This is a genomic window from Micromonospora psammae (assembly GCF_036902725.1).
Lineage (GTDB): Bacteria > Actinomycetota > Actinomycetes > Mycobacteriales > Micromonosporaceae > Micromonospora.
On record NZ_JBAKHM010000011.1, the window covers coordinates 182,381 to 193,607 of the forward strand.

The 11,227-nt window shown below is 73.1% G+C and carries 11 protein-coding genes; 6 read left to right on the top strand and 5 right to left on the bottom strand.

Annotated features, from left to right (window positions below):
* Positions 1 to 24: 24 nt before the first annotated feature.
* The 3 genes from pstC to pstB are packed head-to-tail and all read left to right on the top strand — an operon-like array spanning position 25 to position 2,998.
* Positions 25 to 1,116, top strand: coding sequence for a phosphate ABC transporter permease subunit PstC (pstC, locus tag V6U79_RS15960; RefSeq protein ID WP_334525469.1), 1,092 nt, complete (start codon positions 25 to 27; stop codon positions 1,114 to 1,116).
* Entirely contained in the window at positions 1,113 to 2,201 is a 1,089-nt protein-coding gene (pstA, locus tag V6U79_RS15965) for a phosphate ABC transporter permease PstA (protein ID WP_334525471.1), read from the top strand. Before pstC ends, pstA begins: the two co-directional genes overlap by 4 nt.
* 20 nt (positions 2,202 to 2,221) lie before the next feature.
* Positions 2,222 to 2,998, top strand: a complete 777-nt coding sequence (gene pstB, locus V6U79_RS15970; protein WP_334525472.1) for a phosphate ABC transporter ATP-binding protein PstB — start codon at positions 2,222 to 2,224, stop codon at positions 2,996 to 2,998.
* A gap of 283 nt (positions 2,999 to 3,281) precedes the next feature.
* Here pstB and V6U79_RS15975 read toward each other — a convergent pair whose 3' ends face one another.
* Positions 3,282 to 4,115 carry an NUDIX hydrolase gene (locus V6U79_RS15975; protein WP_334615086.1) on the bottom strand — a complete coding sequence of 278 codons (834 nt, stop codon included), beginning with the start codon at positions 4,113 to 4,115 and terminating at the stop codon, positions 3,282 to 3,284.
* 71 nt (positions 4,116 to 4,186) lie between these two features.
* Between V6U79_RS15975 and V6U79_RS15980 the strand changes: the two genes are divergently transcribed.
* Positions 4,187 to 5,155: a Gfo/Idh/MocA family protein gene (locus V6U79_RS15980; protein ID WP_334525485.1), complete on the top strand. Its 969-nt coding sequence runs from the start codon at positions 4,187 to 4,189 to the stop codon at positions 5,153 to 5,155.
* 45 nt (positions 5,156 to 5,200) lie between these two features.
* Here V6U79_RS15980 and V6U79_RS15985 read toward each other — a convergent pair whose 3' ends face one another.
* From V6U79_RS15985 to V6U79_RS15995, 3 genes are all read right to left on the bottom strand, one after another.
* Positions 5,201 to 6,205 (bottom strand): inorganic phosphate transporter, encoded by a 1,005-nt coding sequence (locus V6U79_RS15985; RefSeq protein ID WP_334525488.1) that lies wholly within the window; start codon positions 6,203 to 6,205, stop codon positions 5,201 to 5,203.
* A gap of 4 nt (positions 6,206 to 6,209) precedes the next feature.
* A complete protein-coding gene (locus V6U79_RS15990; protein WP_334525491.1) occupies positions 6,210 to 6,836 on the bottom strand; it encodes a DUF47 domain-containing protein in 627 nt (208 codons plus the stop codon).
* 141 nt (positions 6,837 to 6,977) lie between these two features.
* On the bottom strand, positions 6,978 to 7,955 hold the full coding sequence (locus V6U79_RS15995; RefSeq protein WP_334615087.1) for a PPK2 family polyphosphate kinase: 978 nt from the start codon (positions 7,953 to 7,955) through the stop codon (positions 6,978 to 6,980).
* 234 nt (positions 7,956 to 8,189) lie between these two features.
* On the opposite strand from V6U79_RS15995, the gene sigJ reads away from it, so the two are divergent.
* Positions 8,190 to 9,146: an RNA polymerase sigma factor SigJ gene (sigJ, locus tag V6U79_RS16000; RefSeq protein WP_442933317.1), complete on the top strand. Its 957-nt coding sequence runs from the start codon at positions 8,190 to 8,192 to the stop codon at positions 9,144 to 9,146.
* Between the two features lie 10 nt (positions 9,147 to 9,156).
* Here sigJ and V6U79_RS16005 read toward each other — a convergent pair whose 3' ends face one another.
* Positions 9,157 to 9,663 (bottom strand): DUF402 domain-containing protein, encoded by a 507-nt coding sequence (locus tag V6U79_RS16005; RefSeq protein WP_334525498.1) that lies wholly within the window; start codon positions 9,661 to 9,663, stop codon positions 9,157 to 9,159.
* 137 nt (positions 9,664 to 9,800) lie between these two features.
* Here V6U79_RS16005 and V6U79_RS16010 point away from each other — a divergent pair.
* The coding region (locus V6U79_RS16010) for an ATP-dependent DNA helicase (RefSeq protein WP_334615088.1) at positions 9,801 to 11,227 on the top strand (1,427 nt) is incomplete at its 3' end.

The following is an 11,227-nucleotide window of genomic DNA, read 5'->3' on the forward strand; positions in this document are numbered from 1 at the left end:
CCTCAATTCGAAGCGAGCGAGCAGATGGGTGAAACCCCTCCCCGCTCGGCGCACGCCGGCACCGGCGGGCATCCCGTGACCTCAGGTCACGAGTGGCCCGCCGGTGCCTCGGCGCTTGTGTCCGAGACCTCTGTCAGCACCCGTGACCCGGGCGGGAACGGAATGGGCGGCGGCGGCGCGCTGCCGCGGGCCCGGGCCTTCGGCGCGGAGCGGGCCTTCCGTGGGCTCACCCTGGCCGCCGGCACCGCCGTCCTGGTCGTCATCGCGGCGATCGCGATCTTCCTGATCGCCAAGGCGGTCCCGGCGTTGCGCGCGAACACCGAGAACTTCTGGACCTACGAGGGCTGGTCGCCCAACGAGGCCCAGCCGAAGTTCGGCATCGGCACGCTCGCCTTCGGCACCGTGCTCAGCTCCGTCATCGCCCTGCTCCTGGCGGTCCCGGTCGCGCTGGGCATCGCGCTCTACCTGTCCCACTACGCCCCGCGCCGGCTCGGCACCGCGCTCGGCTTCCTGATCGACCTGCTGGCCGCCGTGCCCAGCGTGGTCTTCGGGCTCTGGGGTCGCGACTACTTCTCCGGCCCGGTCCGGGACTTCTCGGTCTGGCTGAACACGTACTTCGGCTGGATCCCGCTCTTCGGCGGCGAAGGCCCGTTCGGAGCATCGATCATGCTGGGCTCGCTGGTACTGGCGATCATGGTGCTACCGATCATCACCTCGCTCTCCCGCGAGGTGTTCCTCCAGACCCCGACCGCGAACGAGGAGGCCGCCCTCGCGCTGGGCGCCACCCGCTGGGAGATGATCCGCACCGCGGTGCTGCCCTACGGGCGCCCGGGCATCATCGCCGCGGTCATGCTCGGCCTGGGCCGGGCGCTCGGCGAGACCATCGCGCTGGCGCTGACCCTCGGCATCACGTTCGGCATCTCGTTCAACCTGATCGAGAACGGCGGCAACACCATCGCCGCCAACATCGCCAACGCGTTCGGCGAGGCGAACGACACGGGTCGGGGCGCGCTGATCGCCTCCGGTCTGGTGCTCTTCACCATCACGCTGATCGTCAACATCACGGCGCGGGCGATCATCTACCGCCGCCGGGAGTTCACGGAGTCGGCCGCATGACCACCACCCTCACCTCCCACCGTCCCCGCCCGGAGGCTCGACCCGAGACGCTGCGGGCCCGCCGGCTGCCGAAGTACGCCGCCCCCGCCATCGCCCTGGCCGCCCTGCTCGTCGCCGCCGCGATCGTCTACGGCGCGGGCATCGGAGGCCCGGTGCTCGTCGTGGTCGTCGGCGCGCTGCTCTACCTGGCCGGCCTCTTCGCCGCCGCGAACGCGGTGGAGGGCCGGCGGTCGGCGCGCAACCGCACCTGGAGCGCGCTGATCCACTCCGCCTTCGTGCTGGCCGTGCTGCCACTGGCCTCGGTGGTCTGGACGCTGTTCAGCAAGGGCGCCGAGCGACTGGACTCCGACTTCTTTCTCACCTCGATGAACAACATCGGGGCGCGCGACCCGAACGGCGGCGCGTACCACGCCATCGTCGGCACCCTGGAGCAGGTCGGCATCGCCACGCTGATCACCGTCCCGCTCGGCATCCTCTGCGCCATCTACATCGTCGAGTACGGGCGCGGGAAGTTCGCCTTCGCGATCCGGTTCTTCGTCGACGTGATGACCGGCATCCCGTCGATCGTCTCCGGTCTGTTCATCCTGGCGTTCTGGGTGCTGGTCGTGTCGCCGTGGTTCAACGACGGACGGCCGGGATTCTCCGGCTTCGCCGCCGCGCTGGCGCTGAGCGTGCTGATGCTGCCGACCGTGGTCCGCTCCACCGAGGAGATGCTGCGTCTCGTCCCGGCGCCGCTGCGCGAGGGCGCGTACGCCCTCGGCGTACCGAAGTGGAAGACCATCCTGCGGGTCGTGCTGCCGACCGCGCTGCCGGGCATCGTCACCGGCGTCATGCTCGCCATCGCGCGGGCCGCCGGCGAGACGGCCCCGGTGCTGCTCGTGGCCGGCGGCGGCGCGGCGATCAACTTCAACCCCTTCGAGAACAACCAGTCGTCGCTGGCCCTCTTCGTCTACCAGCAGGCCGGTGACGCGTCGAGGTACGCGCCGGCTCGGGCGTGGACCGCGGCGCTGACCCTGGTCGCCCTCGTACTCGTCCTGACCATCGCGGCGAAGTTGCTGGCCCGCCGCAACCGGCTCGGCCGATGAACCCCGGAGGTACCACCACCATGGCCAAGCGCATCGAAGCCACCAACGTGACCGCCTACTACGGCGGGTTCAAGGCGATCGAGAACATCAACCTGACCGTCGAGCCGAAGACCGTCACCGCTCTCATCGGCCCGTCCGGCTGCGGCAAGTCGACCTTCCTGCGGTCCATCAACCGGATGCACGAGGTGCTCCCCGGCGCCCGGGTCGAGGGCAGCCTGACCATGGACGGTCAGGACATCTACGACCGGGACGTGGACGTGACCGCGGTCCGCCGGATGATCGGCATGGTCTTCCAGCGGCCCAACCCGTTCCCCACCATGAGCATCTTCGAGAACGTGGTGGCCGGGCTCCGGCTCAACGGCGTACGGAAGAAGTCGATCCTGGACGAGGCCGCCGAGAGGGCGCTGCGCTCGGCGAACCTCTGGGACGAGGTCAAGGACCGGCTGGGCAAGCCGGGTGCCGGTCTCTCCGGCGGCCAGCAGCAGCGGCTCTGCATCGCCCGCACCATCGCGGTCGAGCCGCAGGTGGTGCTGATGGACGAGCCCTGCTCGGCGCTGGACCCGATCTCGACGCTGGCCATCGAGGACCTGATGTTCCAGCTCAAGGACAAGTTCACCATCATCATCGTCACCCACAACATGCAGCAGGCCGCGCGGGTGTCGGACCGGACCGCCTTCTTCTCCATCGAGAAGACCGGCGACCCGGGCCGGCTGATCGAGTACGACAACACCCAGAAGATCTTCAGCAACCCGAGCGTGAAGAAGACCGAGGATTACATCACCGGCCGCTTCGGCTGAGCCGCTGGTTCCCGGTCCGCGAGGGGCGTCGGTCGCACTGACCGACGCCCCTCGGCGTCTTTCCGGCCGCCGCCCCACCGCCGGACACCGTCCCCGCGCCGGCGAGCGCCGAGCCCCCACGCCCGGTTTGCGGCGTGTCGGGCTATCCCCGCCGCCGGACACCCCGACACGCCCCAAACCGGGGCGAGCACGCCGGAGGCCGGCGGGCGAAGGCGGGCCACCGGGGCGGCGGAGGGGCCCGGCGGCGGGTGGGGGGCGGGGCGGCGGCGGGTGGAGGGTGGGGTCAGGACAGGACGAAGCGGGCCTCACCGTTCGCGCTGAGGTCGAGGCGGGGGGTGACCGGGGTGGCGGCGTCCCGGTCGGCCGCCGCCCGGACCACGCCGGCCAGGTCACCGGCGGCGGCGACCTGGGCGAGGGTGACCAGGGTGGGCGGGAGCATGGTCAGCTCGCCGGCCTCGGCCCGGGCCAGGGCGTCCGCCGGGCGGATCCACATGGTGTGGTCGGCCTCGCCGGAGACGTCCCGGGTCCGCTGCCCCGCCGGCAGCAGGGCCAGGAAGAAGTACGTGTCGAAGCGGCGCGGCTCGAACTCCGGGGTGATCCACCGGCTCCACGGCAGCAGCAGGTCCGACCGGAGCGTCAGCCGGCGACCGGCGAGCAGGTCGGCGAAGCCGACCCGGCGCCCCTCCAGGTCCTGCCGGGCGGCCTCCCAGTCGTCACCGCTCACGTCTCCCACCACGGTCGCGGAGTCGGGACCGGCCAGCAGCACCCCGGCCTCCTCGAAGACCTCCCGGGCGGCGGCGCAGACCACCGACTGGGCGGCGTCGGGGGCCAGGCCCAGCCGGCTGCCCCACTCGGTCGGCTCCGGGCCCGCCCAGTCGAGGTGGGCCTGCGAGTCGGAGCGGTCCACCCCGCCGCCGGGGAAGGCGTACATCCCGCCGAAGGTCATCGCGGCGACCCGGCGGATGACGTACACCTCGAAGTCGGCGCCGGACGGGCGGAGCAGGAGCACCGTGGCGGCGACCCGCGGCACCGCCGGGGTGCCGCCCTCGGCGCGGAACCGGCGGGCGTGCTCGACCAGGGCGGCCGGCGCGGCGAAGCCGTCACTGTCGATCGTCATTCCGCGAGCCTAGTTCCCGCGGGCCGGGTCGCCCGCCCGCCCGTCGGCGGAGCTTCGCTAGCGTGGCCGCCATGACGCGTTGGGGCATTCTCGCCACCGGACACATCGCCGGCCGTTTCGCCGAGGACCTCCGGCTGGTGCCGGGGGCCGAGCTGGCCGCGGTCGGTTCCCGCACCCCGGAGGCCGCCGAGCGGTTCGCCGCCCGGCACGGCGCCGGGCGGGCGTACGGCTCCTGGGCGGAGCTGGCCGCCGACGACGGGCTGGACGTGATCTACGTGGCGACTCCGCACGCCGCCCACCACGAGGCGACCCGGGTCTGCCTGGACGCCGGCCGGGCGGTGCTGGTGGAGAAGCCGTTCACCCTCGACCTGGCCAGCACCACCGAGCTGGTCGAGGCGGCCCGCGCCCGGGGGATCTTCCTGATGGAGGCCATGTGGATGCGGACCAACCCGCTGATCCTGCGGGTGGTCGAGCTGGTCGCCGACGGGGCGATCGGCGAGCTGACGAGCGTACGGGCGGACTTCGGTGCCGCCGGGCCGTTCCCGCCCGAGCACCGGATGCGGGCCCGCACCCTCGGCGGCGGTGCGCTGCTGGACCTGGGCGTCTACCCGGTGAGCCTGGCCCACCTGCTGCTCGGCGTGCCTGAGCACGTGCACGCCTGGGCCAGGCTGGGCCCCGAGGGGGTGGACGAGAACACCGGCATCGTCCTCGGTTACGACTCCGGCGCGGTGGCCACGCTGAGCTGCGGGATGGTCGGGGCGACCGCGATCACCGCCTCGATCACCGGCACGACCGGCCGGATCGACCTGCCCGAGCCGTTCTACCGGCCGGGGGCGGCGGTCCTGCACCGGGCCGGCGCCGAGCCGGAGACCCTCACCGCCGAGCTGGTCGGCGGCGGCTACCAGCACGAGGCCGCCGAGGTGCAGCGCTGCCTCGCGGCGGGGCTGACCGAGAGCCCACTGGTGCCGCACTCCACCACGCTGGAGGTGATGGGGCTGCTCGACGGCATCCGGGAGCGGATCGGGGTCGACTACGCCTGAACGCGGAAGGCCCCCGCCGACGGCGGGGGCCTTCGCGGTGGCCGGTCAGCTGAAGAGCGGACGGGCCAGGAAGTACATCAGGGCACCGATCGAGCCGGCGGCCGGGAAGGTCAGCACCCACGCGCCGACGATGTTGCCGGCCACGCCCCACCGGACGGCGGAGAGCCGCTTGGTGGCGCCGACACCCATGATCGCCGAGGTGATCGTGTGGGTGGTCGAGATCGGGGCGCCGAGGACCAGGGCGTTGAAGTACAGCACCGAACTGGCCACGGTCTCGGCGGCGAAGCCCTCCGGCGGCCGCAGGTCGATGATCTTCCGGCCCAGGGTCCGGATGATCCGCCAACCCCCGGCGTACGTGCCGGCGGCGAGCACCGCGGCGGAGGTCCAGAACGCCCACTCCGGGATGAAGGTCGGGTCGTTCTGGTAACCGCCGACGTAGAGCGCGAGCACCACGATGCCGATGGTCTTGGCGGCGTCCTGGAGGCCGTGGCCGATCGACATGGCGGCGGCGGAGACGGTCTGCGCCCAGCGGAAGCCCCGGTTCAGCTTGCCCGGGTGCCCCTTCCGGAAGATCCACTGCACGGCGATCATCACGATGTAACCGAGCAGGAAGCCGACCATCGGCGACAGCACCATCGGGATGATGACGCTCTGCCCGATGCCCTTCCAGAGGACGGTGCCGGAGGCGGCGATGGTCGAGCCGACCAGGCCACCGATGAGCGCGTGCGAGGAGGACGACGGCAGGCCGAAGTACCAGGTGATCAGGTTCCAGACGATCGCGCCGATCACGCCGGCGAAGACGATGCCCAGACTGGCCCGGCCGGTCGGCAGACTCACCAGCCCGCTGCCGACGGTCTTGGCCACCTCGGCGCCGAAGTGCGCGCCGATGAAGTTGCCGACCGCCGCCATGGCCAGGGCCACCCGGGGTGTCAGCGCCCGGGTGGAGATGCTGGTCGCGATCGCGTTGGCGGCGTCGTGGAAGCCGTTGGTGTAGTCGAACACCAGGGCCACCGCGATCACCGCCAGCACGGCGATGAGTTCGGGACTCACAGGATCAGGACTCCTTGACCGCGATGGTCTCGACGGTGTTGGCCACGTGCTCGAAGGCGTCGCAGGCGGCCTCCAGCTCGTCGGCCACCTCCTTCATCTTCAGCACGGTCAACGCGTCGTACTCGCCGGAGAAGAGGCGGACCAGCAGCATCCGGTAGGCCTGGTCGCCGTCGTTCTCCAGGCGGTTGCACTCGATCCAGTAGTCCTCGAGATCCTTCATCGACCGCAGCCGGGGCATCGCGTCGGCGGTCAGCTTCGCCTGCTGGTCGAGGACGTTGACCATCTCGTGCATCTCGCGGGGCAGCGAGGGGAGCTTGGTCAGGCCGTACAGGTAGAGCAGGTTGCCGACCGCCTCCAGGTGGTCCATCACGTCGTCGAGCAGCGAGCCCAGACGGTAGATGTCCTCCCGGTCGAAGGGGGTGATGAAGGTCGAGTTGATCTTCTTGTAGAGCTCATGGGTGATCTTGTCGCTGTCGTGCTCCACCTCGGTCAGCCGCTCGCTCACCGACTGCACCTCGACGTCGGGCAGGGCCAGCTCGTTCAGCAGCTCGGTGCCCTTCACCAGGTTCTGCGCGGCCCTGGTGAAGAGCTCGTAGAAAGCGCCCTCGTTCGGGCGGAAGGAAAACTTCACAGCACGGACCTCGTCGTGTCGGTGGAAGGGTGGCCGACGCCCCGGGGCGTCCACTGAAGGGCATGCTAGGTACACCGCCGAATGGGGCATCGCCCGGCCCACCCCTGGTCAGGCCCGATTCACCGGTCGTTCACCTGCCGTTCACCTTTGCCCGGTCGTCCCGCTCCGCAACCGCTCGCGCTCCCGCTCGACGTCGAAACCGGCAGGCGGATACCCCAGATCGAGCCCGTCGAACGTCTCCCGCAGCAGGTGGGCCACCGCCCAGTCGCGGTACCACTTGCGGTCCGCGGGGACCACGAACCACGGCGCGGCGTCCGCGTCGCAGCGGGCCAGCGCCTCGGCGTACGCGGCCTGATAGTCGTCCCAGCGCGCCCGGGTGTCCAGGTCGCCCGGGTTGTACTTCCAGTACTTCGTCGGGTCGGTCAGGCGCTCCATCAGCCGCTCCGCCTGCTCCTCGCGGGAGATGTGCAGCATCACCTTGACCAGGGCCACCCCGCCCCCGGCCAGCTCCCGCTCGAAGGCGTTGATCTCGTCGTACCGGGCCCGCCAGGTGGCCTCCCCGACCAGCTCGTCGACCCGGGCCACCAGCACGTCCTCGTAGTGCGAGCGGTTGAAGACGCCGACGTACCCGGGCGGCGGCAGGGCCCGCCGGATCCGCCAGAGGAAGTCGTGCCGCAGCTCCTCCCCCGTCGGCGGGCCGAACGAGCGGATGTGCAGGCCGAGCGGGTTCATCGCGCCCGCCACCCGCTTGACCGTGCCGTCCTTGCCGCCGCAGTCCATCGCCTGGAGCACCAGCAGCACCCGCGCCGGGCGACCGGCGCCCAGCTCCGGCCCGCCGCGGGTGGGGGCCGACGCGGCCTCCTCCGGCTCGCCGGCCGCCTTGGCGGTGGCGAAGAGCATCTCCTGCCGCCGGCCCAGCCCGGCGCCGATCAGCTCGACCTGCGCCCGCGTCCACTCCTTGCGCGCCCGGCCCGAGCCGGCCACGCCCGGCACCCCCGGGGTGGAGCGGGGATCGATCGCCCCCAGGTCGACCGCGTCGCCGTCCGAGACGGCCCGCAACAACTCCCGCATCGTGCCACCCTCGGGTGCCACGATCTCCGATTCATCGACTGCGCCCATCCCCCGATCCTCACCCAACCCGCCGCCGGGCGCCTCCCGAGCGGTCCGCGCCCCGGTCCGGCTCCCGGTCCCCGCGCCTGCTCGTGCGCCCGCGCCGCAGGACCGGTCCGCTGCGCCGAAAGTGGTGTCCGCCACTCGAAGCCCGGGGCGGAACGGGGCGTCACGTTCCGGGAGGGCGACACGTCCAGTGGGTGGGGAGAATGTGGGCGGCGGCGGGGAGGGTGCGGGGTGACGGTGGAGACGGTGGCGGAGTTCGAGGCCGAACGGGGCCGGCTGATGGCGGTGGCGTACCGGATGCTGGGCAGCCGGAGCGAGGCCGAGGACGCCGTCCAGGAGACGTGGCTGCGCTACGCCGCGGCGCTCGGCGAGCCGGCCGCCCGCGCGGAGGTACGGCACCTGACCGGCTGGCTCACCACCACCTGCGCCCGAATCTGCCTGGACGTGCTCCGCTCCGCCCGGGTGCGCCGCGAGACGTACCCCGGGCAGTGGTTGCCGGAGCCGCTGGTGACGCTGCCCGGCGGCGGCCCGGCCACCGACGGTTTCGCCCCCGACCCGGCCGAGCGGGCGGTCCGCCGGGACCAGGTCGGCACCGCGCTGCTGGTGGTGCTGGAACGGCTCACCCCGGAACAACGGATCGCCTTCGTCCTGCACGACGTCTTCGCGGTGCCGTTCGCCCGGATCGCCGAGGCGCTGGAGACCACCCCGGAGGCGGCCCGCCAGCTCGCCTCCCGGGCCCGCCGGGCGGTGCAGGCCCCGGACGCCCCCCGACACACCGCCGACCCCGCCGAGCAGCAGCGGGTGGTGACCGCGTTCGTGGCCGCCACCGAGTCGGGCGACCTGGCGGCGCTGATGCGGGTGCTGGCGCCGGACGTGGTGCTGATCGGCGACAGCGGCGGCCACTTCCCGACGGCCCGCCGGCCGGTCACCGGCGCCGACAAGGTGGCCCGGTTCACCCTCGGCCTCTTCGGGCAGGCCGGCCGCTACGACGACCGGGCGCGGTACCGGTGGGTGCTGGTGAACGGCGCGCTCGGGCTGCGGTTCGAGATCGTCCTGAACGACGGGCGCACCCTGCGACTGGTCAGCGCGTTCGCCGTGGACGGCGGCCGCATCACCGGCATCTTCAACCAGCTCAACCCGGAGAAGCTGACCCGACTGGCGGAGCTCGGCGCCGGAGACGGCCCGCAGCGCTGATCAGGCCGGCTCAGAGCACCAGGGCGAGCCACTTCCGGTACGACGTGGCGAACGGCTCGGTGCCGTCACCCAGCGCGGCGAAGAGCCAGCGGGCGGCCGCCTCGGCCTCCGCCACCACGTCGTCGGGGTAGCCGAAGCGCTCCCGGTGCTCGGCGAACTCGTCCTCGTCGCGCAGCTCGACCAGGCCGGTGGCGCGCCGGCGCACCACGTCCAGGTCGAGGTCGACCAGGTGGACCGTGTCGTCGCCCTCCCACCGCGCCGGGGTGGCGATGTCGCAGTAGACCTCGCTGGTCCGCGGGGGCGGGTTGAACATCCCGGTCCACCAGGCGTGGTGCGGCACCAGCAGGACGAACGGGATCTGCTCGACCGAGGGCCGGCCGTGGTAGACCGACTCGGTGCCGGCCGGCACGCCGAGCCAGACGCCGAGGTCGTCCTCGGCGAGCCGGCGGGCCGGGTAGTCGCGGTGGGCGCTGCCGTCGTACTTGCGGTAGATCACGCGGACCACGTCGCTCGGCATGAGTCGCACCCTAACCGATTCCGCCCAGCCGTCGCTGCGCGGAAGTAACCGGACACGGCCCACGGCAATCCGTACGGTGACCGCCGCGCCGGGGCAGCGGCGCGGCCCGTGTCGGGGCCGGCGGGTACCGTCGCACGGTGACTCCGCCCCGCGCCGCCACCGGTTCCGCCACCCCGTCGGCCCGTACCGGCCGGCGCCGGGGTGCCCGGCCGAGCGGGAGCGAACTGCTCGCCGCGGCGGTCGGCGCGGTGCCCGGCGGCGCGGCCCGACCCGGCCAGCAGCAGATGACCGAGGCGATCGAGCGGAGCGTCACCACCGGCGAGCACCTGCTGGTCCAGGCCGGCACCGGCACCGGCAAGTCCCTGGCGTACCTCGCCCCGGCCCTCACGGTGGACGGCCCGGTGGTGGTCTCCACCGCCACCCTGGCCCTCCAGTCCCAGCTGGTCGACCACGATCTGCCGCGGCTCGCCGACGCGGTCGAGCCGTTGCTCGGCCGGCGGCCCACCTTCGCCGTGCTGAAGGGGCGCCACCACTACCTCTGCCTGGCCCGGCTGGACAACTCCACCGAGGAGGAGCCGGAGGACACCCTCTTCGACGCCCCCGCCGCCCGCCCCGGCGGCGCGACGAAGTGGCTCGGCGAGGCGGGCCGGCTCGGCAAGCAGGTCCAGCGGCTGCGCGACTGGGCCGAGGAGACCGCCACCGGCGACCGGGACGAGCTGGACCCGGGGGTGGACGACCAGGCCTGGCGACTGGTGTCGATGCCGGCCCGGGAGTGCGTCGGCGCCTCCCGCTGCCCGTTCGGCGCGGAGTGCTTCGCCGAGGCGTCCCGGGCCCGCGCCCGGGAGGCCGACATCGTGGTCACCAACCACAGCCTGCTCGCGGTGGACATGCTGGCCGACCGGCACATCGTGCCGCCGCACAAGCTGCTGATCGTCGACGAGGCCCACGAGCTGGCCGACCGGGTCTCCTCGGCGGCGCAGGCCGAGCTGGTGCCCGAGCTGATCGACCGGTCCGCCCGGCGGGCCCGGCCACTGCTCCGGCCGGACGTCGCCGAGCGGCTCACCGAGGCCGGCGACGCGCTCGCCGTCGGGCTGGCCGAGGCGCCGGCCGGGCGGATCACGAGCGGGCTGCCGGCCCCGCTGCGCGAGGCGTGCACGCTGCTCGACGCGGCCACCCGGGCCGCGCTCGACGCCATCGGCGACGTCAAGGCCGACGACCCGGACCCGGTCCGCAAGCAGCAGGCCAAGGCGGCGCTCGACGAGCTCTCCACCACCGCCCAGCGGCTGCTGGAGGAGGCCGACCACGACGTGGCCTGGGTGGAGAAGCCGGAGAACGGCAGCCGCCGGGCGCTGGTGGTCGCGCCGCTCTCGGTGGCCGGCACCCTCAGCGCCCACCTCTACGACGAACGCACCGTCGTGGCCACCTCGGCCACGCTGGCGCTGGGCGGCCGGTTCGACACGGTCGCCCGGGCACTCGGGCTGGACGCGCCGCCGCCCGCCCCGCCGTCGCCGGCCGCCGCCGCGCTGGCCACCGCCACCGCCGGCCGGCCGGCCGGTGCCGCGGC

What these genes read in the sequence shown, in the direction of transcription:
- pstC (WP_334525469.1), top strand. Translation starts at nt 25, where the DNA reads ATGGGTGAAACCCCTCCCCGCTCGGCGCACGCCGGCACCGGCGGGCAT.
- pstA (WP_334525471.1), top strand. Translation starts at nt 1,113, where the DNA reads ATGACCACCACCCTCACCTCCCACCGTCCCCGCCCGGAGGCTCGACCC.
- pstB (WP_334525472.1), top strand. Translation starts at nt 2,222, where the DNA reads ATGGCCAAGCGCATCGAAGCCACCAACGTGACCGCCTACTACGGCGGG.
- V6U79_RS15975 (WP_334615086.1), bottom strand. Translation starts at nt 4,115, where the DNA reads ATGACGATCGACAGTGACGGCTTCGCCGCGCCGGCCGCCCTGGTCGAG.
- V6U79_RS15980 (WP_334525485.1), top strand. Translation starts at nt 4,187, where the DNA reads ATGACGCGTTGGGGCATTCTCGCCACCGGACACATCGCCGGCCGTTTC.
- V6U79_RS15995 (WP_334615087.1), bottom strand. Translation starts at nt 7,955, where the DNA reads ATGGGCGCAGTCGATGAATCGGAGATCGTGGCACCCGAGGGTGGCACG.
- V6U79_RS16005 (WP_334525498.1), bottom strand. Translation starts at nt 9,663, where the DNA reads ATGCCGAGCGACGTGGTCCGCGTGATCTACCGCAAGTACGACGGCAGC.